A 25,369-nucleotide genomic window follows, 5' to 3' on the forward strand; every position below is an offset into this window, starting at 1 on the left:
GCTGGATTCCCCCGATCCGGCCGGGGCACCCCCTTGCCCGGACCGGCCCGCGGCTCACCGCCGGCCGGCGCCGCGAGCGCCGCCCCGCGGGTCACACGGTCTCGTGGAGATCCTTGGCGTAGTGCTCGATCGCCCGCCGGTACCGCTGGACGTACGGGTCCTGGCTCGTCGTGGCCGTCAGCTCCAGCAGCAGCCGCATCGCCTCGTGGTGCTCGTCGGTGTTGTACAGGGCCATCGCCAGGAACGCCCGCAGCGCACCGTCGTCCGGGAACTCCTCGACGCCCCGGCGCAGTGTCTCGACCGCCTGGCCGTACCGGCCCAGGATCCGGTAGGTGCTGCCCAGCCCCAGGAGCACCCCGCGCCGGTCCTCCGCGGCCAGCTCCGGATTCGCCAGAGCGCGCTCGTAGTACGGCACCGCCTCCGACTCCAGGCCCAGCACGTCATGGATCCACGCCGTCCGGCAGGCCACCTCCGCGTCGTCGGGATACTCCGCGGTCAGCGCGAGGAGCCGTTCGCGCGCCTCTTCGGGCCGGCCCTCCGTACGCAACCGGTCGGCCTCGTCCAGCAGGTCCCTCTTCTTACGTGCGCTCATACGCACATCGTCGCAGGTGGTCGCGGACGGCCGGGTGGAATTTCGCTCCGCCGGGCCTTCGGGCGAGTGTTCCGGACGGGCGGGGGCACCCGTCGGCCATGACAGCAGAGGCGAATCGCCGTACGCGCCAAGGGACATGGACGCGTGTGCTGGTGCGTGGGGCGGTCCTGACGGTGGTGCTGCTGGGCCTGGTGGCATTCTCCGTCCTGCTGGCCAAGGTGACGCTCACGCCGTCCCCGGCCTCCGAGGGCCTCGTCACCGCGAATCTCCGCCCCGGCCGCTCGCTGCGCCAGTACGCCGAGGACTACACCTTCCTCGCCGCGTGCAAGCAGGCGGGGGGAAACCTGGTGCTCGGCGTGCCGTTCGGACTCCTGCTGCCGTTCATCGTGCCGCGCCGCCTGCGCATGGTCAGCATGACGCTGCTGACGGTCGTCGTCATGGCCGTCGTCGAGCTGATCCAGGGCGCCCTGGTCGAGGGGCGCGCCTTCGACATCGATGACGTCATCCTCAACACGGCGGGCGCGCTGCTGGGGTACTTCGTGCTCGGCCGCCGGATCAGCCACCGCTACCACGCCTACGCCGATGACGCGGTCTCCACCGGCCCGGCGGCGAAGAAGCCCGAGGCCGAGCCTGCGCACGCGCCGAGGCGGGCGCCCCGCACCGGAGCCGCTCCAGCGCGGACCGCCGGCACCGGGGCCGGGCAGCGGGCCCGGCCGATGCCGCCGGCCGTCCCGGCCGGGGAGCGCGGCTCCCGCACCGGGAGGGCCGAGGGCCCGGCGGGCGGAGCCCGGCGCGCCACCGGCTCCGGTGCCGCCCGCTCCCTGCTCGACCGCCTCCGCGGGCGCTGAGCCGGGCACCCGTTCGGTCGGGGCCGTTTGCGGGCGGCCCGGAGCGGACGCACGGTGGGGGCACGTCCTGCGCGCGGACGCCGTACGGATCCCCTGCCGAGGAGGAGCGACATGGCCGAAGGCCAGTGGAGCCCGGGCCGCAAGGAGACGGACGCCGACGAGTTCCGGCCCGTCCTGGACATCGTCGGACCGGCACGCCAGCGGCGGCTGACCGTTCTCCTGCGACTCCTGTTGCTCCTCCCGCACTTCATCGTGCTGTTCGTCCTGAACATCGCGGCGTTCTTCACCGTCATCGTGGGGTGGTTCGCCGCCCTGGTGCTGGGGCGGCTGCCCGACCCCGTCTTCCGCTTCCTGACCGGCGTGCTCGGCTACGACATGCGCGTGTCGGCGAGCGACATGCTGCTCATCGACCGCTACCCGCCCTTCGCCCTGACCCCGCCGGCCGACTACCCGGTGCGGATCGAGGTGCGGCCCACCCCGCTCAACCGGCTCGCGGTGCTGTTCCGGGTCTTCCTGATGATTCCGGCGGCCATCGTGCAGAGTCTCGCCGTGTACGGATGGTGGGTGCTGGCCTTCGTCTGGTGGCTGATCACGCTGGTCCTCGGCCGGATGCCACGCCCCCTCTTCGAGGCGACGGCGGCCACCCTGCGCTACCGGATGCGGTTCTCCGCGTACGCCATGATGCTCACCCCCGCCTACCCCAAGGGCCTCTTCGGGGACGACGACAGCGCCGCGGCCCGGGAAGGGGCGCGCTCCGACACCCGCCCGCTCGTCCTGAGCAGCGCCGCGAAGTGGCTCGTGGTGCTGTTCCTGGTGCTCGGCCTGGCCGGACACATCACCTCGTCGGTGACCGCCTCGACGACCGACGACACCTCCGGCACCCGCCTCGTCGGCCGCTGAGGGCGGCTCCCGGCCCGGGCCGTCCGGCGACGGCCCTCAGGCCCCGGCAGGCTCCGCCCCCGTCCCCGCGGCGTCGGCGTAGCGGCGGGCCAGCCGCGCGAAGGCGCCCCTGAGCCCGTCCGGGCCGACGACCTCGATGTCCACGTCGAACCTGCCGAACTCGGCGGCCAGGACCGGCCAGGACCAAGCACCCAGGACCACACGGCAGCGGTCCGGGCCGTACTCCTCGACGATCCCGTCGCGGACGTGGGCGGCCACCTCGGAGGCCGGGGCGTCCAGGATCACCTCGCCGCGGCACGGCCACCCGTCAGGGGCCTCGGGACCCTGGAACCTGGCGGCGACGAAAGCGGCCACATCACCCCCCGGCACGTCGCGCGGCGTGAACCGCGGACCCGTGGGGGTGCGCGGGGAGATCCGGTCCGCACGGAAGGTCCGCCAGTCCTCGCGGTCCAGGTCCCAGGCGACGAGATACCAGCGTCCGCCCCAGGTGACCAGGTGGTGCGGTTCCACCCGCCGCACCGGGGGCGCGGCATCCGCGGTGGCCGACCGGCCGGCGGGGGAGTGGTCGAAGCGCAGCACCTCGCGTGCGCGCACCGCCGCGCTCAACGTCACGAGCACGCGGGGGTCGGCCTGCGGCCGGGGCCGCCCTCCCCTGCGCTCCACGGCGGTGACCTGGAGCGCGTCCACGCGATGACGCAGCCGGGCGGGCATGACCTGGCGGACGGTGGTGAGGGCGCGCGTCGCGGCCTCCCCGATCCCGGCACCGGTCGCGGCGGCGGTCCGCAGCGCGACGGCGAGCGCGACGGCCTGGTCGTCGTCGAACAGCAACGGCGGCAACCGGGCGCCCGCGTCCAGCCGGTATCCGCCGTCAGGCCCCTTGAACGCCGCGATGGGATAACCCAGCTCCCGCAGCCGGTCGACATCACGCCGCACCGTGCGGGGGCTGACGCCCAGCCGCTCGGCCAGCAGCCCGCCCGGCCAGTCCCGGCGCGCCTGGAACAGGGAGAGAAGCGCCAGCAGTCGCGCTGAAGTCTTCGGCATGACGCCAGTATGAAGGGAGAAGAGGACACTTCCTGGCCGCTTCCCTTGCGAGGGTTGACCCGAACCGCACGACAGGAACGCCGGAAGGACCGATCACCATGACCACCGCCTCCACCTCCCCCGACACCGAGCGCGCCGACCTGCTCGCCGCCCTCGCCACCGCGCGCGCCGCCCTGGCCGGCTCGGTCGAGGGCCTCAGCGACGAGCAGGCCGGTGCGCGGCCGACGGCCGGCGCCCTGTGCCTGGGCGGCCTCGTCAAACACGTCACGGCCGTGGAGAGGAACTGGCTGGACTTCGTGACCGAGGGCCCCTCGGCCATGTCCTTCGCCCTGCCCGAAGGCGTCACCTGGGACGACCTGGCGGCCGGCACCGCACGCGAGCTCCCGAAATGGGCGGTCGAGCGGGAGCGGGAGTTCCGGATGCTGCCCGGCGAGACGACAGCCGGGATACTCCACGCCTACGAGCAGGTCGCCACCCGCAGCGAGAAGATCGTCCTCGCCGTCCCCGACCTCTCGGCCTCGCATCCGCTCCCCGAGGCGCCCTGGAACGCACCCGGAGGCGCATGGAGCGTGCGGCGCGTGCTGATCCACGTCATCGCCGAGACCGCTCAGCACGCCGGGCACGCGGATATCCTGCGCGAGACGCTCGACGGGCGCCGGGCGACCTGACCACCGGCCCCCGCGCACGAACGCGCTCGGGAACCGACTGCGGGCAACCGAAACGGAGAAGCGACACGGTGACCGTCCTCGACAACCGGGCCCTCAACCGCGCCACGCTGGCACGCCAGTTGCTGCTGGACCGCGCCGGCCTGCCGGTCGTGGACGCCGTGGCCCACCTCTGCGGCCTCCAGGCGCAGGAACCGCAGGAGCCCTTCGTCGGGCTCTGGTCCCGGCTGACCGCCTTCGAGCCGGCGGCCCTCTCGGATTCGCTGACCGCGCGGAGCCTGGTGCGCACCCACCTGATGCGCCGCACCGTCCACCTGGTCACCGCCGAGGACGTCCTCGCCTGGCGGGCCCGCCACGACGCGATGCTGCGCCAACGGGTGCTCGGCGTCTACCGCGACGAGCTGAAGGAGGTCGACCTGGACGCACTCGCCGCGGACGCGAGGGACCTGACGGCCGACGGGGAACCCAGGACCGCGGCCGAGATCGTGCGGGCACTCGCCCCGAGGTGGCCCGGAGTGGGGCCCCGGCCGCTGGGCGAGGTGGTGGTCGCCGCCCTCGTCCCGATGGCCCAGGCGCCTCCCCGGGGGCTGTGGCGGACGAAGGGCGGGGTACGCAACGTCGCGCTCTCCTCCTGGCTGGGCCGCCCGGTCGACCCGCCCGCTCCCGACGGCGCCGACCCGGTCGGCCAGGCACTGGTCCGGCGCTATCTGGCCGCCCACGGCCCCGCCGCCACGGCCGACCTGCGCGCCTGGTCCGGCCTGGCCGGACTGCCGGGTGCGGTGGCCGCCGTACGCGGTGAACTGGTCGGCTTCCGCGACGAGCGGGGGCGGGAGGTGCTCGACCTGCCGGACGCCCCTCGCCCGGACCCGGAGACCCCCGCCCCGGTGCGGTTCCTGCCGGCCTTCGACAACGCGATCCTCGGCTACCACGACCGCGGCCGGATCATCGACGACGCCCACCGCGGCCTTTCCGTCGCCGGTGAGCGCGTCGTGCTGGTCGACGGCCGGGTGGCCGCCACCTGGCGCGTCACCGAGGACGTCGTCACGGTGGAGCCCTTGCGCACCTTCTCCCGGGCCGACCGGGCCGCCGTGGCCGACCAGGGGCGTGAGCTGGCGTCGTTCCTGTCCGACGGCGCGAGCGATCGCGTACGGGTGGCGGCCTCGCCGCGCTGAGCGGCCCGGCCGCCGGGGTGTCCCCGCGTCTGCCCGCGCGTACCGGAACAGGCGCATTTTGTAAGGGACTTCGGGCGAAAGTGGGCGCGAGGTGGACTGGAGGAGCCGGGTGCGGGTCACACGCGGAACATGACGTCCAGTGAGGTAACCACAGAGCCCGCGCCGCACGGCGACGGAAAGCGCCACGCCCGCCGCCGGGTGTGGCCGGCCCTCGGCATCGGCGCGGCCGTACTGGTCCTGCTGTTCGCCGGCAGCCGGCTCAGCCTGCTGCCGGGACTCGACGACCTCTTCCGGGAGGAGACCAACGACCGGTCGGGCCCCGCCGTGCTCGAGTCGATCCAGGACATGAGCGCGTACGAGGCCGCCTCGGGCAACTTCCAGGTCGTCGTCGATCTGGAGAAGGACGCGAAGTTCGTCCCCGACGCCCTGCGGGGCACCCGCACCCTCTTCGTCGGAGCGGGCACGGTCGGCGCCTCCGTCGACCTGGGCAAGGTCACCGGGGACGGCGTCGTGGTGAACGAGGACCGCACCACCGCCGAACTCCGGCTCCCGCACGCGGTACTGGGCGCCCCGGCACTCGACCCCGACCGGTCCTACACGGTGTCCAAACAGCGCGGTCTCCTCGACCGGCTGGGCGACCTCTTCTCCGACAATCCCGGCAGCGAGCAGGCCGTCAACAAGCTCGCCGCGCACCACATCGCGGAAGCGGCGAAGGAGAGCGGACTGACCGTCCGCGCGGAGAAGAACACCGCCGACATGCTCAAGGGCCTCCTCGGCTCCCTCGGATTCGAGCGCGTCACCGTCCACTACGGCGACGACCGAGGCTGACCGCGACACCCGGGCGGCCGGACGGAGTGCGCCCGCCCGGGTGTCGCGCGAGACGTCGCCCCCGCCCTCGACGGACGCTCCGGCCGGCAGGGCCCGGCCCCGCGCACGGCGCTGCGCCGAGGCCCGGCGCGGCGCCGGCCCGTTGGCCGGAAGACGGCATGGCGCAGAGGCCCCGCGTAAGTGAGCGGTTACCCTACGTCAGCCCGTCTGATGGTCATCAGTGCACAAGGGGACTCCCTGAATGAACCGCATGAGCACCGTACTCGCCGCGCTCGGCATCACCGCCGGACTGATCTCCGCCCCCGCGGCGAGCGCCGCACCGGGATCCGCCAGGCCCGCGCCCGCCGCCGAGCGTCACGATCCCTGCACCGGAGAGTTCCGCGGCGACGCCCGCCTGGGCCCCAAGTGGCTGCCGAACAAGCGGCTCGCCCCGGTCGGCCCCCTGCTGAAGGGCTATCAGCGCACCGGCGACCTCACGCCCAAGGACTTCCTGAAGAAGTACTGGGAAGGGCCCGCCGACACCGGCAGCTGGAAGTACCCGCCCAACGACGGCTTCGCCGAGGTGAACGGCGAGATCGACAAGGAGCCCGTCAAGCTCCGCACCGGCCAGCGCCTGGACCGCTTCGGCTCGGAGTACGGCGGCTACCTGGCCCCCGCGGGCGACGCCTACGCCGAGCGCGCCCTGCCCCCGCAGAACCTCAACACCCGTGACGCGGCGACCCCGTGCGATTACCGCGTCTACAAGGTCGCCAAGCCCTTCTGGGTCTGGGAGGGCGGCATCGCCCCGTGGTTCGAGCAGCCCGGCGGCGGCCGGCAGATCAAGCTCGACGCGGTGTTCCTCGACCCGGGCGAGGGGCAGCGCCTCAACGTCAAGTGGCTGCTCGACAACGCCTACCTGACGCCCGCGGGCGCGTAACGCCATGGACCGCCGGGACTTGCGCGCCGCACTCGTCGAGGCAGGGATCCCCGGCGGCTACTACCGGATCGAGGGCGTCCACGAGCCCGCTCCCACCCCGCCGGACTTCCTCTTCGTCCGGCGGGGCGAGGACGGCGGCTGGGAGACCGGGGCGTTCGAGCGCGGACGTCACGAAGTCATCGCCCGCCACCCGGACGAGGCCGCCGCCTGCGCCCACCTGCTGCGACTTCTCGTCTGACCCCCGTTCCGCACCGGTGTTTTGCCGCACCGGCAAAAATTCTTGCCCGGGCGAGGGCACCGGCCGAATGATCGTGACCGGGCGGCCGGGCTCCCCGGCCCGGCCGCCCGCCGAAGCGTCACGACCGCCCCGCCGCACGGGGCGCCCGAGGAGGAGCCATGCCGGAGCCCACCCCCCTGCTCACGCCGTCCACGGACCGTTCAGCCCGCCCTTCCGCCGTCCTGACCGGCGCGACGCACCGGACGGTCGACGTCCCCGGCGGCCGGATCCACTGCGTCGAACAGGGCACGGGCCCGCTCGTCCTGCTGGTCCACGGCTTCCCCGAATCCTGGTACTCCTGGCGCCACCAGCTCCCCGCGCTCGCCGCCGCCGGATACCGGGCCGTCGCCATCGACGTACGCGGCTACGGGCGCTCCTGCGCACCCGCCGCCACCGACGCCTACCGCATGACGGCCCACGTCGCCGACAACACCGCCGTCGTCCGCGCCCTGGGTGAGGAGACGGCCACGGTCGTCGGGCACGACTGGGGCTCCCCCATCGCCGCGAACAGCGCCCTGCTCCGGCCGGACGTCTTCACCGCGGTCGCCCTGCTCAGCGTCCCCTACGCCCCCCGCGGCGGCCCCCGCCCCACCGACGGCTTCGCCCGGATCGGCGGCGAGGAGGAGTTCTACGTCAGCTACTTCCAGACTCCCGGCCGCGCCGAGGCGGAGATCGAACCGGACGTACGCGGCTGGCTCGCCGGCTTCTACGCGGGTCTCTCCGGCGACACCCTCGACCCCGCCGGCCACTCCAGCCTCTTCTTCGTACCGCCGGGCGCGCGCATGGCCGACCGGTTCCCCGCCGGCCGCCTCCCCGGCTGGCTCGACGAGCATGACCTCGACGTCTACAGCGAGGAGTTCGAGCGCACCGGGCTGACCGGCGCGCTCAACCGCTACCGCAACGTCGACCGGGACTGGGAGGACCTCGCCGCCTGGGACGGAACCCCCCTGGCCCAGCCCTCGATCTTCATCGGGGGCGCCCTGGACGCCTCGACCACCTGGATGTCCGAGGCCATCGACGCCTACCCGAAGACCCTCCCCGGCCTGTCCGCCGCCCACATCCTCGAAGGCTGCGGCCACTGGGTCCAGCAGGAACGCCCCGACGAGGTCAACCGCCTGCTCACCGACTGGCTGCACGGCCTGCGCTGAAGGACGTCGGCGCGTACTCCTCCACGTCCCGGCCGGACGCCGACCGGCGGTGTGTCGCACCCCGCGGCCGGGGATTCCTCGGGCGAGAGTGGAGGGATGAACACCGCAGGCATGCTGGCCGAAGCGTTCGACCGGGTCGCGGAAGCGGTCCACGCGGTGGTCGAAGGACTCCCGCCCGACGACCTCAACGCCCGCGTCGACGCGGAGGCGAACTCGATCTCCTGGCTCGTCTGGCATCTCACCCGCGTCCAGGACGACCACATCGCCGACGCCGCCGGAACCGGGCAGATCTGGCTCACCGAAGGCTGGGCCGACCGCTTCGGGCTGCCGTTCGAGGAGACGGCGACCGGCTACGGGCACAGCGGCGACGAGGTCGCCGCCGTCCGCGTGGACTCCGCCGAGCCCCTTCTCGGCTACTTCGACGCCGTGCAGGAGCGGACTCTGGACTACGTCGCGGGACTGGAGGGCCACGCCCTCGACCGGATCGTCGACGAGGGCTGGTCGCCCCCGGTGACCCTGGGCGTCCGGCTGATCAGCGTCATCGCCGAGGACCTCCAGCACGCGGGGCAGGCCGCCTTCGTCCGGGGGATGCTGGAACGCGCCTGAGGACCGGCGGCGGCCGGGCACACCCGTGCACAGTCCCACCAGCGGTGCCATACTCGGAGGAAGTCCGCAAGACAGGCTTGTCACCGTCCGAAAGGCGACCGTCATGAGCTGGGCATCGTGGACGACCAGCGGTGTCTTCGCGGGAGCCGGCGGAGTCCGCACCGAAGAAGCAGGCATACTGAGCGGCGACCTCACGGTGCATACGACCTGGTTCGACGGACTGGCGTCGGTGGCCGTGCAGTACAGCGGTTCCTCGGACTGGTTCACCCTCGTCGGCAGCCCCGTGCCGTGTCCCTCCGAGGAGGAGAGCCGCTCCTTCCACCAGAGCGTCGTCGAAGCCGTCCGCGCCGGCGAGGGGGCGACCGTCCCGCCGGTCGGCGCCGAATCCGCCTGAGGCCGTCCCGCACCGCCCACCACGCCCCATAGAGTGGATCACCGGATCCGTCCCCGAGGGTCGGGCGGGCGTGACATGCGGCGAGGAGCGGTGCAATGGGGCGTGCGGGCACACGGCGGCCGAGGACGCGGAAGAACCGGCCGTTCTGGGTGGAGCTGCCGCTCCTCGTCGGCTTCGCTCTCGTCCTGGCGCTGCTCATCAAGACCTTTCTGGTGCAGGCGTTCTCCATCCCCTCGGACTCCATGCAGAACACCCTCCAGAAGGGCGACCGGGTCCTTGTCGACAAGTTGACGCCGTGGTTCGGTTCGGAGCCCGAGCGCGGCGAGGTGATCGTCTTCCACGATCCGGCCGACTGGCTGGCCAACGTGCCCGTGGACCCGCCCAACACCGTGCAGAAGGTGCTGAGCTTCGTCGGCGTGATGCCCTCCGCCGAGGAGAAGGACCTCATCAAGCGGGTCATCGGCGTCGGCGGCGACACCGTGGAGTGCGAGGGCTCCGGACCGGTGAAGGTCAACGGCACCGCGCTGGACGAGCCGTACGTCTTCCCGGGCAACACCCCGTGCAGCGACGACGAGGACGGCGGCCGGTTCAGGGTTACGGTGCCCGACGGCAAGGTCTGGGTGATGGGGGACCACCGCCAGGCGTCCGCGGACTCCCGCTACCACCAGGACGACCCGAACCAGGGGATGGTCCCGGTCGACGAGGTCGTCGGCCGGGCCGTCGTCATCGCCTGGCCGGTCGGCCGCTGGAGCACCATGCCGGTGCCGGAGACCTTCGAGAAGGTCCCCGACAGCCCCTGAGAGACGGCCGGCCTCCCGCGGACGCGGCGCGAAGCGCCCGGGCGGGGACGCCACCCGGGCGCCCTGGCCGCCCGGGGTGACAGCCGTCGCACACGGAGCCCCCGCCTCGCACGGACGCCCGTGCCGCGCCGGGCGCGGACGTCAGGCGGCGACCGTGACCCGGGAATCGCCGGATCCCGCGGCCGCCGCGCCCCCGGCCGGCTCCGCCGCCGTCCGGCGTGCGCCCTTGAGCAGGACGACGAGCGCGGTCGCCACCAGCGTCCCGACGGCGATGGCGAGCAGGTAGAGGAACGGCTCACCGATCAGCGGGACGACGAAGACGCCGCCGTGCGGAGCGCGCAGGGTCGCGCCGAAGGCCATCGACAGCGCGCCGGTGACCGCGCCGCCCGCCATCACCGACGGAATGACCCGCAGCGGATCGGCGGCGGCGAACGGGATCGCCCCCTCCGTGATGAACGAGGCGCCCAGCACCCACGCGGCCCGGCCGTTCTCCCGCTCGGTCTTCGTGAACAGCCTCTTGCGTACGGTGGTGGCCAGCGCCATCGCCAGCGGCGGCACCATCCCGGCGGCCATGACCGCGGCCATCACCTTCAGGCTGCCCGGCGTCGGGTCGGCGAGACCCCCGACCGCGAAGGCGTACGCCACCTTGTTCAGCGGGCCGCCCATGTCGAAGCACATCATCAGCCCGAGGACCACGCCGAGGATCACCGCGTTGGAGCCCGACAGGCCGTTCAGCCAGTCCGTCAGCGCGCTCTGGAGCGAGGCGATGGGCTTGCCGACCACGATGAACATCAGGAACCCCACGACCGCCGACGCGATCAGGGGGATCACCAGGACCGGCATGATGCCGCGCAGGGTCGCGTGGACCGGGACCCGCTGGATGGCCATCACCACCGCACCGGCCAGCAGCCCGGCGACCAGACCGCCGAGGAACCCGGCGTTCACCGTGAGCGCGATGGCCCCACCGACGAAACCGGGCACCAGCGCCGGCCGGTCCGCCATCCCGTACGCGATGTATCCGGCCAGCACCGGCACGAGGAACCCGAAGGCCGCCGAGCCGATCTGGTTGAGCAGCGCGGCCCAGCTGTCCGCCTCGCCCCAGACGAAGTGGTCGGCGACCGACGTGGCGCTGGCTATCCCGTAGCCGCCGATGGCGAACGACAGGGCGATCAGAAGACCGCCCGCCGCCACGAACGGCACCATGTAGCTCACGCCGGACATCAGATACGTACGGAGCCGGACGCCGAAGTGTGCGTGATCCGCGCCGGGACCGTCACCGCCCCCGGAGCCGGCCGCCCCGTCGGTCTCGGGTGCGGCGGCGATCTCTCCGCGTTCCGCCCTGCGGCGGGCCTCGGCGATCAGCTCGGCGGGCCGGTTGATGCCCGCCTTGACCCCGACGTCGACCAGCGGCTTGCCGCGAAAGCGGGCCTTCTCCCGCACCTCCACGTCGTGCGCCCAGATCACCGCGTCCGCCGCCGCGACGACGGCGGGGTCCAGCTTCTCGAAGCCGGCCGAACCCTGGGTCTCCACGGTCACCTCGACACCCTCGGCGCGGCCCGCCGCGGCCAGGGACTCCGCGGCCATGTAGGTGTGGGCGATGCCGGTGGGGCAGGAGGTGACGGCGACGATCCGGAAGGGGGCGCTGCCGGCCGTCCCGAGGGCTTCCGCCGCTGCTTCCGGCTCGGTCTCCCCGTGTTCCCCGTCCGGCTCGGGCTCCTGGGGCGGTTCCTCGCCGCGGATCAGCGCGGCCACCGCCCGCGGGTCCGTTCCGGCGCGCAGGGCGGCCGTGAACTCCGGGTCCATCAGCCGGCGGGCCAGGCCCGACAGGATGGTGAGGTGGTCGTCGTCGGCCCCGGCCGGGGCCGCGATGAGGAAGACCAGGTCGGCCGGACCGTCGGGCGCCCCGAAGTCGATGCCGGCCCCGCTGCGCCCGAAGGCCAGCGTCGGGGCGCTCACATGCTCGCTGCGGCAGTGCGGGATGCCGATGCCGCCGTCGAGACCGGTCGGCATCTGCGCCTCCCGGGCGGCGACGTCGGCCAGGAAGCCGTCGAGATCGGTGACGCGGTGCGCGGCCACCATCCGCTCGGCGAGCGACCTGGCGGCGGCGTCCTTCGTTGCGGCGGACAGATCGAGGTCGACCAGTTCCGCGGTGATCAGCTCACTCATCGCGGTGCTCCTTGCTCGGGGACCGCCGTGCGGCGGCTCGGGGGGACGGGGTGGCGGGCCCGTACGGGTGGGGTCCGTACGGGAGGTGCGGCGGTACGGGGGTCATCGGGCGGGCTCCGTCAGCGCGCGGTCCCACGGCACGTTCGAGGTCGTCACGACCGACGGCAGGTCCAGGTCGGCCGGGGTGGGCATGAGGCTTCCGGCCAGCTGCACGGCCGCGGCTCCGTGGGCGACGGCCGAGGTGAGCGCCTCCGGGCCCTGCCCGCCCGCCGCCAGGAAGCCGGCCAGGGACGCGTCCCCGGCGCCGACGTTGCTGCGCACGGCGGCCACCGGTGCGACGGCGAAGTACGCGCCCGACGCCTCGACCAGCAGCTGTCCGTCCGCGCCCAGGCTCGCCAGCACCGAACGGGCGCCGCGCTCACGCAGCTCCTCGGCGGCCTTCAGCGCGTCGCCCAGCGTGGCGAGCGGCCTGCCGACGGCTTCGGCGAGCTCCTGGGCGTTGGGCTTGATCACGTCGGGTCCCCGGCCGAGGGCCGCCGTCAACGCGGCTCCGGAGGTGTCCAGCGCGATGCGGGCGCCGGCCCGGTGGCTCCGCTCGACCAGCTCCGCGTACCACTGCGGCGGGAGTCCGCGCGGCAGGCTCCCGCAGCAGGCGATCCAGTCGGCGGCGGACGAGCGGGTCCGTACCGCTTCGAGGACGTCCTCCGCCTCGGCCGGAGTCAGCTCGGGACCCGCCGCGTTGACCTTGGTGAGGGTGCCGTCGGGTTCGACGAGTGCGACGTTGATCCTGGTGTTCCCGGCGATCGGGACGCCGGCGGCCTCGATGCCGAGATCGCCCAGCAGCCGGGACAGCAGCGCGCCCTCCGGGCCGCCCATCGGAGCGACGGCGACGGTGCGGTGCCCGGCCGCCGCGACCGCGCGGGAGACGTTGACGCCCTTGCCGCCCGGGTCGACACGGTCGGCCGTGGCGCGCAGCACGGCGCCGCGGGTCAGGCCGGGCAGCTCGTAGGTGCGGTCCAGGCTGGGGTTGGGGGTGACGGTGAGGATCATGCGCGTACCACTTCCGTGCCCCGGCTCTCGATGGAGCGGGCGTCGTCGGGGCTGAGGCCCGTATCGGTGATGAGCAGGTCGACCTCGGTGAGGTCGCCGAAGCGGGCGAAGTGCTCCTGCCCGAACTTGCCGGAGTCGGCGAGCAGGACGACCCGGCGGGCCGCCTTGATCACGGCCCGCTTCACCGCGGCCTCGGCGAGGTCGGGCGTGGTCAGACCGCTGTCGGGGGAGAAGCCGTTCGTCGCGAGGAAGACCACGTCGGCCCTGATCTCGGCGTAGGAGCCCAGCGCCCAGGCGTCGACCGCCGCGCGGGTGCGGTGCCGGACCCGGCCGCCCACCAGGTGCAGGGCGATGCCGGGGTGGTCGGCGAGACGGGCGGCCACCGGCAGCGCGTGCGTCACCACGGTCAGCGCCGCGTCGACCGGTACGGCAGCGGCGAGCCGCGCGGTCGTGGTGCCGGCGTCGACGATCACATTGCCGTCGGCGGGCAGTTCGGCGAGGGCGGCCCGCGCGATGCGGCCCTTCTCGTCGGCGGCCACGGCGTCGCGCTCGGCGAGGTCGGGCTCGAAGCCGAGCCGGCCGGCCGGGATCGCCCCGCCGTGCACCCGGCGCAGCAGCCCCGCCCGGTCCAGGGCCTTGAGATCGCGTCGGACGGTCTCGGCCGTCACCTGGAACTCCTCGGCCAGCGACAGCACGTCGACCCTGCCGCTTTCCTGGGCGAGGCGGAGGATTTCCTGCTGACGCTCCGGTGCGTACATGTGGTTTCGTTTCCGTTCCATGCCCGACTCTGTGGTTTTGGGCCCAGGTTACGACCGGGGCCCCGGGAATGTAAACACATTCGGGCGAAGAGTGGGCAGGAACGGAAAGGCGTACTCGCGTGCGGACATCGCGTGCGGCCGGACGGTGCGCACCGGCGCGACGGGGCGCACCGGCACACGGTGCACCCCGTCCGACGGGCCCGGTCACTGCGTGTCGGGTGCGTCCTCGGGCAGGGGGCGGGCCAGCACGGGAGCGCCGGGGGCCTGATGACCGCCGCTGGCGAGCATGCGGACCTCGCCCCGGTCGCTGATCTCGGCGCGGACGATTCCCGTCTCGTCCTCGTACACCGGGAATCCACCGGCTCCCGTCCGGTCGGTCATCCGGACGGACACCACGTCGTCCGCGGCGCCGGACATCTGGAATATGAGCTCGTAGCGCTCGGTGTGCACCATGTGATCCATGACGGCCTCCCGGCCGGGCGCGGACAATACGGCCCTGCCGCCATTGTTTCGCACCCCGGCGTCCGTCGCCCGGGGAACGGCGGCCAACGGGCGGACCCGCCCGGTCGATCGGGTGACTCCACCCGGTAGGACAACATGACCGGCGGCCCGGGGGGCTAGGCATGCGTACATGAGACTTGAGCCCCGACGAATGAACAGTGCCTCCCCCCGCTCCCGCACCCTCAGGGCGGTCGGCGTCCTCGGGACGGCCGCCGCCGCGGCCGTCCTGATGACCGGATGCGGTCAGAGCTCGGACAGCGCGACGAGCGCGGCCACCTCCGAGGCCGCGAAGGTCGTCCCGCAGAACCAGACGACCTCGCCCTCGGCCACCGCCCAGCTGACCGAGGACCAGCAGGAGCGCAAGAAGGTACTCGACGCCACGAAGGTCACCTTCGACGACGCGGCCACCACAGCCGCCGGCGAGGTGGCCGGCGGCAAGCTGGTCGACCTGGACCTGGAGGGAGTGGACGACGACGACAGCGACCGGAGCCCCAGCCCGACCGGCTCCGCCAGCCCCACGGGCACCGCGAGCCCGACCGGAACCGCCAGCCCCACCGGAACCGCGAGCCCGACCGGAACCGGCACGTCCAGCCCGAGCGCGAGTCCGGGCTCCGAGGGCCCGGTGTGGGTCGCGGAGGTCGCCGAGAAGGACGGCACGATCCACACCGTCCGGATCAACGCGGTCGACGGCAAGGTGATCGAGGCCCGCGTCGACGCGGATCAGGACGCGGACGACAAGAAGCAGACGGCCGACCTGCTCGCCCAGGCCACCCAGACCCCGCAGCAGGCGGCGAAGGTCGCCACCGAGAAGAAGAAGGGGACGGTCACCTCCGTCGGCCTCGACGACAACGACGGCAAGGGCGTCGTCTGGCAGGTCGACGTGGTCGACTCCGACTGGAAGAAGACGACCTTCGACGTGGACGCCAAGAACGACACCATCGTCCGCGAGGAGACCGACAAGGACTGACCACCGCCCGACCCGCCAAGGGGTACGCCGGACACCCGGCGTACCCCTTTCCCGTGCGGGAGGGGCCAGAGGCACTCCGATGCGTGCGCGAGGCGTGGGCGCGAACCGCGCCCGGTGAGACCGCCACGGGCAAGTCGGCAGGCCGCGCGGGAACACCCGGTCCGGTCGGCGCGGTTGCATCGACCGAGGGACCGTTGCCGCGCCATCGGGGAACACGGGAGCCACCCGTCCGTGCGCACCCCGGGGAACGGGCCTCCATGGGCGCGGGCCGTCGGGCCGCGCCCTCTTACCACGACGTATGCGTCCGCAGGAGGACTGTATGACCGACCGGCCCTTGACCCTGATGGCTGTGCACGCCCACCCCGACGACGAGGCCACCGGGACCGGAGGGATCCTCGCCCGGTACGCGGCGGAGGGCGTCCGCACGGTTCTCGTCACGTGTACCGACGGCGGTTGCGGCGACGGAGCGGGGGGCGTGAAGCCGGGCGAACCCGGGCACGATCCGGCAGCCGTCGCCCGGATACGCCGCCGGGAACTGGAGGCGAGCTGTGAGGTCCTGAAGATCAGCGATCTGGAGATGCTGGACTATGCCGACTCCGGGATGATCGGCTGGCCGAGCAACGAGGCCCCCGGATCCTTCTGGCAGACCCCCGTCGCGGAGGGGGCAGCCCGACTCGCCGAGCTCATGCGGCACTACCGGCCCGATGTGGTGGTCACCTATGACGAGAACGGCTTCTACGGCCATCCCGACCACATCCAGGCCAACCGCATCACGATGGCGGCGCTGGAGATGGTGACGCCGGCGCCGAAGGTGTACTGGACGACGATGCCGCGTTCGACGATGCGGCGGTTCGGCGAGACCATGCGCGAATTCCAGGAGGACATGCCGGAGCCGGACCCCGCCGAGGCCGCCGCGATGGCCGAGATCGGCCTGCCCGACGACGAGATCACCACGTGGGTGGACACCACCGCATTCAGCGGTCAGAAGTTCGACGCGCTGGCCGCGCACAGCAGCCAGGGGGAGAACATCTTCTTCCTCAAGATGGGCAAGGAGCGGTTCGGCGAGCTGATGGGCATGGAGACCTTCGTACGCGTTCAGGACGCCACCGGAGCGGCCCTGCCCGAGAACGACCTCTTCGCCGGACTGCGCTGATCCCACCGCCCTCGCCAGGGTCCGACGCCCGCCGCGGCACCGCCGCCCCCGCCTCCCGGCGGGCGAGCCGGGCGGGCCGCCGGGACTGCCCGGCGGTCCGCCCGCGCGCACCGCGCCTCCGAGTGCGGAACACCGGCCGGACGCCGTCGTGCCGTCAGAGGGCCGGGGGGGCGCCCCCGCTCAGGTCCAGGACGTACCGCCGCCCGGGGCGGTCGCCGAACATGACCTCCTCCAGCGGTTCGAAGCCGGTGCGCGCCAGCACCGCGCGGGATCCGGCGTTGTCCAGGGTCGTCTCCGCGCGCAGCGCGGTGAGCCCGTACTCCTGGACGGCCAGAACGCAGATCTGCTGGACCGCCCGGGTGGCCACCCCTCTCCCCGCGGCCTTCTCCGCTATCCGGTAGCCCAGCTCGGCCGAACCGTCCCGCACCTCGACGAGGTTGATCCGGCCGAGGATGCCGCCGTCGGCGTCCTGGAGGACGTGGAGGTGGTGCAGTCCCGCGTCCTGCTCGGCGAGCAACGCGCGGTGGCGTGTGGCGAACTCGGCGAAATAGTCGTCACCCCGGTCGGGAATGGAGGCGGCGAAGTAGGCCCGGTTCTCCCGCTCGAAGGCGAGCAGGGCTTCGGCATGGTCGGGGCGGAGCCGGCTGATGGACGTCATACCGGGATGCTAGGGGCTGTCCCTCCGAGGTCTCCGTCCCCCCGGACGGCGAGGGGGCGGCGGGGGCTTCGGCTAGCCGGGACTCCCGCGCTCCAGCGCGTGGGCCAGACCGCGTTCGGCGTCGTCGGCCGACGCGCGCCGGTAGGCCCGCTCGTACGCCGAGTCGCCCGCGGCCCGCCGGGCCAGGAGCTCCCACTGCTCGCGGATCGCACCGAGCTCCGGGGTGCCCCGGTGCGGGTGGCCGATCATGCGCCAGTAGGCGTGCCCGGTGCCGGAGGCACGGGCGGCGGCCACCCCGTTCCCCTGAGCGGCGATGGACCCGGCGAGCAGGTCGAGACCGAGCGCGATGCCGAGGCTGTCCTGCAGTTCGTGCTTGCTCGCGAGCATCGCGCGCGCGTGGCTCTCGGCGTGGCGTGGACGGCCCTGAAGCAGGTGGATGAGGGCCAGTTGGTGATCGGCGTAGGCCCGTGCCCAGTGCTCGCCGAAGCTCAGGCTGATCCGCTGGAGCCGCAGGGCCTCCTCGTACGCCTCGTCGAGCCGGCCGAGCGCGGACAGGGCGAACAGGCGTATCACCCGGCAGCGCAGTTGCGAGGGCGCGTCGGCGGGGTCGCCCGGGTGATGGCGCAGCGCCAGGTCGCTGACGGAGTAAGCGGTGTGCGGCCGGCCCATCATCAGATACGTGAAGCTCACGGAGTGGGCCGCGAGGAGCACCGCCTCGGGGTCGTCGTCGCCGCGGGCCGCCTGCCGGCACTGCTCGCCGGTGCGTCCGGCCGCCTCGTGATCGCCCTGCAGGGTCAACGTGATGCCCAGGGCCCAGAGAGCCCGGGTGCGGTGCGGGCCGGCGGAGAGCGGCAGGGCGAGCACCTGCTCCAGATACCTGCGGGCCTGGTGCAGATGGCCGCAGCAGCTCCAGAAGAGGCCGGCGCACCCGGCCATCTCCATCGCCATCTCCGGGTCCTCGGCCAGCAGATGGTCCAGTGCCGCGCACAGGTCCGCGTGGGTGTCGGCGATCCGGTGGTACCAGAGGACCTGCGACGGCCCGAGCCAGCCCGCGTACGCCTGGACGGCGACATGGGCGAAGTGCCGGGCGTGCCGGTCCGCGAGGAGCGCGTCCTCCGCCAGCTCCGCCAGCCACATCGCCCCGTACTCGCGGAGCGTGTCGAGCATCCGGTAGCCGTCCCCGGCCCGCCGGAGCACGGACTGGTCGGCCAGCCGTTCCAGGGCGGGGGCGACGGTCCCGGTGTCCAGCGGCCCGCCCGCGCACACGGCCGCCGCGTCCGCAGCCGTGATGACGCCGCGGAAGACGGAGAGCCGCGCCCACAGCAGCCGCTCCAGCGGTGCGCAGAGTTCGTGGCTCCAGCCGATGGTGGTCCGCAGGGCACGGTGGCGGCGGGGCCACAGGGTGCCGTCGGTGAGGTCCTCCATGCGGGAGGCCAGCCGCCAGGTGATCTCCTGCGGGCTGCTCTCGCGGAGCTGGGCGCAGGCCAGTTCGACGGCGAGCGGTATGCCGTCGAGCCGGCGGCAGATCTCGGCGACGGCGGCCGTGCTCCCGGGGTCGTCGAGCGAGAGGTCCGGCGCGACGGCGGCCGCGCGTTCGCGGAAGAGCCGCACGGCCTCGTCACCGTCGTCGCCCGCGGACAGCGGGGGCACCTCGACGCACCTCTCGTCCGCCGCGCCCAAGGGTTCCCTGCTGGTGGCCAGGACCGTCAGCCCCGGGGCGGCGGCGAGCAGTTCGGCGACGAGTCGGGCGCAGGGGCCGACGATCCGCTCGCAGCAGTCGAGCACGAGGAGGAGGCGGCGGCCGGACAGCCACTCGCCGAGCGCGGCCACCGGCCGGCGGTGGCTGTGGTCCAGGAGCCCGACGCCGTCGCAGACCGTCGTGGCGAGCAGGTGCTCGTCGTGGAGATGGGAGAGATCGGCCCACCAGACGCCGTCGGCGTAGCGGCCCCGGGCGCGCTCGGCGGTGCGCAGGGCCAGCCGGCTCTTGCCGACTCCGCCGCTGCCGGTGAGCGTGACCAGCCGATGATCTCGAAGTGCCCGTTCGACGCTGACCAGTTCGCTGTTGCGGCCGACGAAACTGGTCGTCACGACGGGGAGGTTGCCCATCACGGGGGACATCCTGCCTGGCCGTGGCCCAGCGCCTCCGTTCATAGCGAAAAGCAGTCAGAAACGGCCGACAATGCATCATGCTCGATCGGCAGGCGGCGCAGACCGAAGGTTGATGGGGTGTGCCGACGCCGTGAGCCGACCGGCGCGCCCCCACACCCGAGGGGTGCGCGGCCCCCGCCGCCCGCCACCGGCAGGGTGCGGTGCGCCGGCCGGGCGGGCGGACCGTGCGGCAGCGGACCGCACCCCGCCGGTGGCGGAGGTGCGCACGGGCGTCGTCCTTCGGCCGGTGGTGGGCGGGCACGGGCGTCCTGCGCGCTCCTACCCCCCTTCGACCGGTGGCCGGGGCGGCGGCGGGAGGGCGGCGGAGCGGCCCCGGCATGCCCCTGCGCTACGTTGCTGGCATGACGCAATACGCACCCGTGGCGGGGGCCCGGCCCGGTCCATGGGCATGGCGCGAGGTGGAGCCCGGTCCGCGCGAGGCCGGTTGCGGGCCCCGCCCGCCGGCCCCGCCCGCCCTCGCCGACGAACGGACCGCCCGGTTCGCCGGCGTCCGGCCACCTCGCCCCGGGGCCGCGCTCGCCGGCCCCGCCGCCCCGACGCCCGCGCCGGGCCCGCCGCCGACGACGTACGTCACATGCCCGCCCGCTCCCTCCGGGGCGAGTGCCGGGGCGGGCGAGCCGACGAGCGAGCGGTGGCGGCCGGTCACCCGGGCCACCGGTCGCGAACGGGTGTTCCCACGACCGTGCGAGCAGGCCCGCGTCCTGCCGCCCGCCGTGAGAACGGACACGTGACGATGCCCAGCTCACCCGGTCCCGAGCGGCGGTCCCGGAACGAGGCGGCGGCCACGGAGCACCCGGAGATCACCTACATCGGATGCGCGCGGTGCGGCACCCTGATTGCGGGCCTCGACGGGCGGTACGCCTGTTCGGGCTGCGGCTGGGTCAACGAGTGGACCGAGGGCCACCGCCCCCTGCCCGGGGCCCGTCGGCGCCCCTGAGGGGGCGTCCCGCCCGCCCCGGTCCTCGCGAGCCCGGCCGCGACCCGTTGACCGGCCCGCGAGCGGCCCCCACCGATGAGCTGACCGCACCCGCCGCCCGGGCGGGCCCTCCCGTGCGGCACCCCGGCGGGCGGCCGGCGCAGAGGCGGCGCAGGAGCCGTTCCGGCCCGCCGGGGGCCGGGCGGGCCGCCGTTCCAGCAGGTGCGGGGCGGTTCCGGCTCCGGATATGGAATCGCCCTCGCCGCCGCCCACCACGTACACTCGCCCCCGCCTCCGCCGACCGGCAGGGGCTTTCCGCACGAGACCGACGGGGAAGAACCGTATGAGTTCCGCAGACAGCACCGAAGCACCGATCTACGCCGGCCTGGTCGAGGAGCACGGCGACGTGCTCGCCGAAGTGCGCCGGGTGGCCGAGGAAGTCCTGCGCGAGGCCGACCGCGCCATCGACTTCGGCACCGTACGAACGGCCGCCGCAGCCCGCTAGGAGTGGGCCGCAATCCCCGCTCGCAGCCGCCTCCGGGCGGACTGTCCATCACGGGACGATAAACGTCCCGCAACTATTGCCATATTCTTGCGTTCGCGACGCGATGGTTTGCTGAAGAACCGTCGCGAGTGGAAGCGGGTGAGGCCGCGGTAGGCCGGGCGTGCGACATCGCGCCCGACGCCACCGCGGCCCCCGGCCACCCGTCGCGACCGCCCCGGCGGCCGTGCTTCGGTGAGCGGTCCACGCAGCCGCGTGGAGAGCGCTCCCGGCCGGCCGCCGAGGGCGGAAGGCCGCCGGTCCGTCACCCTGCGCCACACCGGCCGGCTCCGCGCCTATGACCGCCTTCCCCCGCGGCTCCCGTGGTGACCCTCCGCTCCGCCGCTGCTCGCGGCGCTTGCCGGGCGTCGTGCGTTCAGCGGGGCCCTTCGCGACGTCCGGCGCGCCCCACGGCCCGTGAGCCGCGGCGTTCCGGTCGTTCCCGCACGGTGTTCCCGACATCCGGGCGCGGCGTCCCGGCCGTCCCGGCGCGCCGTCGACCCCGCCGTGACCGGCTCGCGGCGCGGCCCGTCGCCGGGTCCGCCGCCGTCGGCGACTCCTCGACCGGGACCCCCTGCCTCCACGCTTCCGTCAGCTGTGGAGGGGCGTAACGGCCTCGAACTGTCAAAGATTTACGAAATCAACGTGACATCTTGCGGACATTCGTCGGCGGTGGTTGAGTGTGATGCGCCGCACAGCTCGGGGCTGTGGGCTTCCCGCACTCCCGCCCTGGAGGGGTCCACCGATGAGAAGTCCCGTTCTTCGCCGTACCTGCGTCACCGCCGTCGCCACCGCACTGACCATCACCGGTCTGGCCGCCTGCACCTCCGAGGGCGACAGCGCCGCGGACGGCAGGACGGCCATCACGGTCAACTGCTGGCCCCAGCCGAGCGCGAAGATCGACCACCAGCGGTTCGACGAGGACGTCAAGACGTTCGAGGAGCAGAACCCCGACATCGACGTCACCGCGCACGACGCCTTCCCGTGCCAGGACCCCAAGACCTTCGACGCGAAGCTGGCCGGCGGTCAGATGGAGGACGTCTTCTACACGTACTTCACCGACACCGAGCGCGTCGTCTCCATCGACCAGGCCGCGGACATCACCGAGTACGTCAAGGACCTCAAGGCGTACAAGGACATAGCCGAGCCCCTGCGCGACGCCTACACGGTCGACGGCAAGATCTACGGCATCCCGCGGACCAACTACTCCATGGGCCTGCTCTACAGCAAGCCCCTCTTCACCAAGGCCGGGCTCGACCCGGACAAGCCGCCCGCCACCTGGGAAGAGGTGCGGGAGGCGGCCAAGAGGATCGCGGCGCTCGGCGACGGCACCGTCGGCTTCGCCGAGTACAGCGCCCAGAACCAGGGCGGCTGGCACTTCACCGCCTCGATCTACTCCCACGGCGGCACGGTCGTCAGCGAGGACGGCAAGAAGGCCACGGTCGACACCTCCGAGGGCAGGGCCGTCCTGCAGAACCTCAAGGACATGCGCTGGCGCGACGATTCCATGGGCGCCAAACAGCTCCTCATCATCAACGACGCCCTCCAGATGATGGGCTCCGGCAAGCTCGGCATGTACCTCGCCGCCCCCGACAACGTCCCGCGCATCGTCAAGGAGGCCGGCGGATCGTACGAAGACCTCGCGCTCGCCCCGATGCCCGGCGGCAAGGGCACCCTCATGGGCGGCGACGGCTACATGTTCAACAAGAAGGCCACCCCGGAGCAGATCAAGGCCGGTCTCAAGTGGCTGGAGTGGACCTTCCTCACTCCCGGCCAGGGCTTCATGAACAACTACGCCCGCGCCGCCGAGGACGAGTCCCCGGTCGGCCTGCCCGAGCCCCGGCTGTTCACCGGCGCCACCGACGCCAAGGACCAGGAGCTGAAGAAGGCATCCGCCAACGTCCCGGTCGAGAACTACCGGGCCTTCGTCGAGGGCGGCCAGCAGCTCGAAATGAAGCTGGAGCCCAAGCACGGCCAGCAGATCTACGCCGTCCTCGACGGCGCCGTCTCGGCGGTCCTGACGAAGAAGGACGCGGACATCGACTCCCTGCTGAAGGACGCCCAGTCGAAGATCGACGGAATCCTGGCCCGAGGCTGACCGCCATGAAGACCACCACCCAGCCCGCAGCGACCGCGAGGCCGCGGTCCGCCGGTGCGACGCCTCCCCCCGGGGACGCGCGCCCGGCGGTCGGCGGGCCGCTGGGCCCGCTGCGCCGGAAGATCGCCGACCAGGCCACCGCCTACGCGTTCCTGGCCGGGGGTCTGCTCTGCTTCATCCTGTTCTCCTGGTACCCGGCCGTCCGGTCGGTGATCATCGCGTTCCAGAAGTACACCCCCGGGTCCGACCCCGAGTGGGTCGGCACCGCGAACTTCACCCGCGTCCTCAAGGACCCCGAGTTCGCCGCCGCCTGGCGCAACACGCTCACCTTCACCGTGCTCGCCCTGGTCATCGGGTTCGCCATCCCGTTCGTCATGGCACTCGTCCTCAACGAACTGCGGCACGCCAAAGCGTTCTTCCGGGTCGTCGTCTACCTGCCCGTGATGATCCCGCCGGTGGTCAGCGCCCTGCTGTGGAAGTGGTTCTACGATCCGGGCGCGGGCCTGGCCAACGAAGTGCTCGGCTTCCTCCACCTGCCGACGTCGAACTGGACCAACGGCTCCGACACCGCGCTGCTCTCCCTCGTCATCGTCGCCACCTGGGCCAACATGGGCGGCACCGTCCTCATCTACCTCGCCGCGCTCCAGGGCATACCCGGCGAGCTGTACGAGGCCGCCGAACTCGACGGCGCGTCCGTCTGGCAGCGGGTCCGGCACGTCACCGTCCCGCAGACCCGCTTCATCATCCTCATGCTGATGCTGCTCCAGGTCATCGCCACGATGCAGGTGTTCACCGAACCGTTCGTCATCACCGGCGGCGGCCCGGAGAACTCCACCGTCACCGTGCTCTACCTGATCTACAAGTACGCCTTCCTCTACAACGACTTCGGCGGCGCCTCCGCCCTCAGCGTGATGCTGCTGCTGGTGCTGAGCGCCTTCTCCGCGCTGTATCTCCGACTCACCCGCACCGACTGAGAGGAGCGCCGCCGCCATGACACAGACAGCTCCGCCCCCGGTACGGAAAACGCCCGCGGTCCGCGCCGGGAAGTCCGGCGACGCCCCTGTCGAGCGAACCGTACGCACCGTCATCTCGCCGCTGGCACTCGCAGGACGCCGCGGCAAGGCCGCCTACTGGTCGGTGTTCACCCTCGTCGTCCTGCTCTTCGCGTTCGCGTTCCTCTTCCCCGTCTACTGGATGGTCACGGGTGCGATGAAGCCGCCCGAGGAAGTCGTACGCACCCCGCCCACCCTCGTCCCCGAGCAGTGGCAGGTCAGCGGCTACACCGACGCCTGGGACCTGATGCGGCTGCCGACCCACCTGTGGAACACGGTCGTCCAGGCGACCGGAGCCTGGGTGCTGCAGATCGTCTTCTGCACAGCCGCCGCCTATGCCCTGTCCAAACTCAAGCCCGCCTTCGGCAACGTGATCCTCGGCGGCATCCTCGCCACCCTCATGGTCCCGGTGCAGGCCCTCGTCGTACCGAAGTACCTCACCATCGCGGACATGCCGCTGATCCACGTCAACCTGCTGAACGACCCGCTGGCGATCTGGCTGCCGGCCGTCGCGAACGCCTTCAACCTCTATCTGCTCAAACGGTTCTTCGACCAGATCCCGCGTGATGTCCTGGAGGCTGCCGAGATCGACGGGGCGGGGAAGCTGCGCACCCTGTGGTCCATCGTCCTGCCCCTGTCCAGACCGGTCCTCGGCGTCGTGTCGATCTTCGCGCTGGTCGCCGTGTGGCAGGACTTCCTCTGGCCGCTGATGGTCTTCTCCGACACCGGCAAGCAGCCGATCAGCGTGGCACTGGTGCAGCTCTCGCAGAACGTCCCGCTGACCGTGCTGATCGGAGCCATGGTCATCGCGAGCATCCCGATGGTCCTGATGTTCCTCGTCTTCCAACGGCACATCATCGCCGGAATCAGCGCCGGCAGCACAAAAGGCTGACCGCGCCGTGCGGCATGACATGACCAGTGCCGCACCGCCCCGGACCCGCCGCCGCCCCCGGTCACCCGCCCCGCTGAGGGGCGGCGGCGTCAGAACCTCCCGCCCCTGTCGCGGGGGGCGGGCCCCCCCCCCCCCCCCCCCCCCCCCCCCCCGCCCAACCCCCCCCCGCCCCGCCCCCCCCCCCCCGCCCCGCCCCCCCCCCCGGCGCCCCCGCCCCCCCCCCCCCCCCCCCCGCCCCCCCCCCCCCCGGTTACCCCCCCC

26 protein-coding genes are annotated in these 25,369 nt (G+C 73.0%); 18 read left to right on the forward strand and 8 right to left on the reverse strand.

Annotation, left to right across the window (positions count from 1 at the left end):
* Nucleotides 1-91 precede the first annotated feature (91 nt).
* Nucleotides 92-592: a tetratricopeptide repeat protein gene (locus tag ACIQMU_RS24165; RefSeq protein ID WP_352242135.1), complete on the reverse strand. Its 501-nt coding sequence runs from the start codon at nucleotides 590-592 to the stop codon at nucleotides 92-94.
* A 146-nt stretch (nucleotides 593-738) separates the two neighbouring features.
* On the opposite strand from ACIQMU_RS24165, the gene ACIQMU_RS24170 reads away from it, so the two are divergent.
* Together ACIQMU_RS24170 and ACIQMU_RS24175 are read left to right on the forward strand one after the other, a co-directional pair.
* Entirely contained in the window at nucleotides 739-1,440 is a 702-nt protein-coding gene (locus ACIQMU_RS24170) for a VanZ family protein (protein WP_402689659.1), read from the forward strand.
* A 111-nt stretch (nucleotides 1,441-1,551) separates the two neighbouring features.
* On the forward strand, nucleotides 1,552-2,340 hold the full coding sequence (locus tag ACIQMU_RS24175) for a DUF4389 domain-containing protein (RefSeq protein ID WP_352242133.1): 789 nt from the start codon (nucleotides 1,552-1,554) through the stop codon (nucleotides 2,338-2,340).
* A gap of 36 nt (nucleotides 2,341-2,376) precedes the next feature.
* Here the strand turns inward: ACIQMU_RS24175 and ACIQMU_RS24180 are convergent, their stop codons facing one another.
* A complete protein-coding gene (locus ACIQMU_RS24180) occupies nucleotides 2,377-3,381 on the reverse strand; it encodes a helix-turn-helix transcriptional regulator (RefSeq protein WP_402689660.1) in 1,005 nt (334 codons plus the stop codon).
* Nucleotides 3,382-3,479: 98 nt separating this feature from the next.
* Here ACIQMU_RS24180 and ACIQMU_RS24185 point away from each other — a divergent pair, with 98 nt between their 5' ends.
* From ACIQMU_RS24185 to lepB, 9 genes are all read left to right on the forward strand, one after another.
* Nucleotides 3,480-4,049 carry a DinB family protein gene (locus ACIQMU_RS24185; protein ID WP_402689661.1) on the forward strand — a complete coding sequence of 190 codons (570 nt, stop codon included), beginning with the start codon at nucleotides 3,480-3,482 and terminating at the stop codon, nucleotides 4,047-4,049.
* A 68-nt stretch (nucleotides 4,050-4,117) separates the two neighbouring features.
* Nucleotides 4,118-5,218 carry a winged helix DNA-binding domain-containing protein gene (locus ACIQMU_RS24190; protein ID WP_352242130.1) on the forward strand — a complete coding sequence of 367 codons (1,101 nt, stop codon included), beginning with the start codon at nucleotides 4,118-4,120 and terminating at the stop codon, nucleotides 5,216-5,218.
* Nucleotides 5,219-5,347: 129 nt separating this feature from the next.
* Nucleotides 5,348-6,046 carry a DUF4230 domain-containing protein gene (locus ACIQMU_RS24195; RefSeq protein ID WP_352242129.1) on the forward strand — a complete coding sequence of 233 codons (699 nt, stop codon included), beginning with the start codon at nucleotides 5,348-5,350 and terminating at the stop codon, nucleotides 6,044-6,046.
* 241 nt (nucleotides 6,047-6,287) lie between these two features.
* On the forward strand, nucleotides 6,288-6,962 hold the full coding sequence (locus ACIQMU_RS24200) for a TNT domain-containing protein (protein ID WP_352242128.1): 675 nt from the start codon (nucleotides 6,288-6,290) through the stop codon (nucleotides 6,960-6,962).
* A 4-nt stretch (nucleotides 6,963-6,966) separates the two neighbouring features.
* Nucleotides 6,967-7,200: a hypothetical protein gene (locus ACIQMU_RS24205; RefSeq protein ID WP_352242127.1), complete on the forward strand. Its 234-nt coding sequence runs from the start codon at nucleotides 6,967-6,969 to the stop codon at nucleotides 7,198-7,200.
* Nucleotides 7,201-7,358: 158 nt separating this feature from the next.
* The gene (locus tag ACIQMU_RS24210) at nucleotides 7,359-8,387 is read left to right on the forward strand and encodes an alpha/beta hydrolase (protein ID WP_352242126.1); all 1,029 of its coding nucleotides are present in this window, start codon (nucleotides 7,359-7,361) and stop codon (nucleotides 8,385-8,387) included.
* Nucleotides 8,388-8,483: 96 nt separating this feature from the next.
* Nucleotides 8,484-8,993 carry a DUF664 domain-containing protein gene (locus tag ACIQMU_RS24215; protein WP_402689662.1) on the forward strand — a complete coding sequence of 170 codons (510 nt, stop codon included), beginning with the start codon at nucleotides 8,484-8,486 and terminating at the stop codon, nucleotides 8,991-8,993.
* A 103-nt stretch (nucleotides 8,994-9,096) separates the two neighbouring features.
* A complete protein-coding gene (locus tag ACIQMU_RS24220) occupies nucleotides 9,097-9,387 on the forward strand; it encodes a hypothetical protein (protein ID WP_352242124.1) in 291 nt (96 codons plus the stop codon).
* A 95-nt stretch (nucleotides 9,388-9,482) separates the two neighbouring features.
* Nucleotides 9,483-10,187: a signal peptidase I gene (lepB, locus tag ACIQMU_RS24225; protein WP_352242123.1), complete on the forward strand. Its 705-nt coding sequence runs from the start codon at nucleotides 9,483-9,485 to the stop codon at nucleotides 10,185-10,187.
* 141 nt (nucleotides 10,188-10,328) lie between these two features.
* Here lepB and ACIQMU_RS24230 read toward each other — a convergent pair whose 3' ends face one another.
* The 4 genes from ACIQMU_RS24230 to ACIQMU_RS24245 all read right to left on the reverse strand — a co-directional run bounded on the left by ACIQMU_RS24230 (nucleotide 10,329) and on the right by ACIQMU_RS24245 (nucleotide 14,614).
* On the reverse strand, nucleotides 10,329-12,353 hold the full coding sequence (locus tag ACIQMU_RS24230) for a fructose-specific PTS transporter subunit EIIC (RefSeq protein ID WP_352242122.1): 2,025 nt from the start codon (nucleotides 12,351-12,353) through the stop codon (nucleotides 10,329-10,331).
* Nucleotides 12,354-12,455: 102 nt separating this feature from the next.
* Nucleotides 12,456-13,403, reverse strand: coding sequence for a 1-phosphofructokinase (gene pfkB / locus ACIQMU_RS24235; RefSeq protein ID WP_352242121.1), 948 nt, complete (start codon nucleotides 13,401-13,403; stop codon nucleotides 12,456-12,458).
* Complete coding sequence (locus ACIQMU_RS24240) at nucleotides 13,400-14,161, reverse strand: DeoR/GlpR family DNA-binding transcription regulator (protein ID WP_352242163.1); 762 nt, start codon at nucleotides 14,159-14,161, stop codon at nucleotides 13,400-13,402. The genes pfkB and ACIQMU_RS24240 overlap by 4 nt, the downstream gene beginning before the upstream one ends.
* Before the next feature lie 204 nt (nucleotides 14,162-14,365).
* Nucleotides 14,366-14,614 carry a DUF6296 family protein gene (locus ACIQMU_RS24245; RefSeq protein WP_352242162.1) on the reverse strand — a complete coding sequence of 83 codons (249 nt, stop codon included), beginning with the start codon at nucleotides 14,612-14,614 and terminating at the stop codon, nucleotides 14,366-14,368.
* A 199-nt stretch (nucleotides 14,615-14,813) separates the two neighbouring features.
* Between ACIQMU_RS24245 and ACIQMU_RS24250 the strand changes: the two genes are divergently transcribed.
* Together ACIQMU_RS24250 and ACIQMU_RS24255 are read left to right on the forward strand one after the other, a co-directional pair.
* Entirely contained in the window at nucleotides 14,814-15,629 is an 816-nt protein-coding gene (locus tag ACIQMU_RS24250) for a PepSY domain-containing protein (RefSeq protein ID WP_352242120.1), read from the forward strand.
* Nucleotides 15,630-15,948: 319 nt separating this feature from the next.
* Entirely contained in the window at nucleotides 15,949-16,782 is an 834-nt protein-coding gene (locus ACIQMU_RS24255) for a PIG-L family deacetylase (RefSeq protein WP_352242119.1), read from the forward strand.
* 154 nt (nucleotides 16,783-16,936) lie between these two features.
* On the opposite strand, the gene ACIQMU_RS24260 is transcribed toward ACIQMU_RS24255, so the two are convergent.
* Together ACIQMU_RS24260 and ACIQMU_RS24265 are read right to left on the reverse strand one after the other, a co-directional pair.
* On the reverse strand, nucleotides 16,937-17,440 hold the full coding sequence (locus ACIQMU_RS24260) for a GNAT family N-acetyltransferase (protein ID WP_352242118.1): 504 nt from the start codon (nucleotides 17,438-17,440) through the stop codon (nucleotides 16,937-16,939).
* Between the two features lie 72 nt (nucleotides 17,441-17,512).
* A complete protein-coding gene (locus tag ACIQMU_RS24265) occupies nucleotides 17,513-19,546 on the reverse strand; it encodes an ATP-binding protein (protein ID WP_402689701.1) in 2,034 nt (677 codons plus the stop codon).
* A 796-nt stretch (nucleotides 19,547-20,342) separates the two neighbouring features.
* On the opposite strand from ACIQMU_RS24265, the gene ACIQMU_RS24270 reads away from it, so the two are divergent.
* From ACIQMU_RS24270 to ACIQMU_RS24290, 5 genes are all read left to right on the forward strand, one after another.
* Nucleotides 20,343-20,546, forward strand: coding sequence for a hypothetical protein (locus ACIQMU_RS24270; RefSeq protein WP_352242117.1), 204 nt, complete (start codon nucleotides 20,343-20,345; stop codon nucleotides 20,544-20,546).
* A 322-nt stretch (nucleotides 20,547-20,868) separates the two neighbouring features.
* Nucleotides 20,869-21,030, forward strand: coding sequence for a hypothetical protein (locus ACIQMU_RS24275; protein ID WP_352242116.1), 162 nt, complete (start codon nucleotides 20,869-20,871; stop codon nucleotides 21,028-21,030).
* Nucleotides 21,031-21,811: 781 nt separating this feature from the next.
* Entirely contained in the window at nucleotides 21,812-23,164 is a 1,353-nt protein-coding gene (locus tag ACIQMU_RS24280; protein ID WP_402689663.1) for an ABC transporter substrate-binding protein, read from the forward strand.
* 5 nt (nucleotides 23,165-23,169) lie between these two features.
* Entirely contained in the window at nucleotides 23,170-24,138 is a 969-nt protein-coding gene (locus ACIQMU_RS24285; protein ID WP_352242114.1) for a sugar ABC transporter permease, read from the forward strand.
* 16 nt (nucleotides 24,139-24,154) lie between these two features.
* Nucleotides 24,155-25,108, forward strand: a complete 954-nt coding sequence (locus ACIQMU_RS24290) for a carbohydrate ABC transporter permease (RefSeq protein ID WP_352242113.1) — start codon at nucleotides 24,155-24,157, stop codon at nucleotides 25,106-25,108.
* The last annotated feature ends 261 nt before the right edge of the window (nucleotides 25,109-25,369 follow it).

The organism is Streptomyces sp. NPDC091649 (assembly GCF_044756785.1).
Taxonomy (GTDB): Bacteria; Actinomycetota; Actinomycetes; order Streptomycetales; family Streptomycetaceae; genus Streptomyces.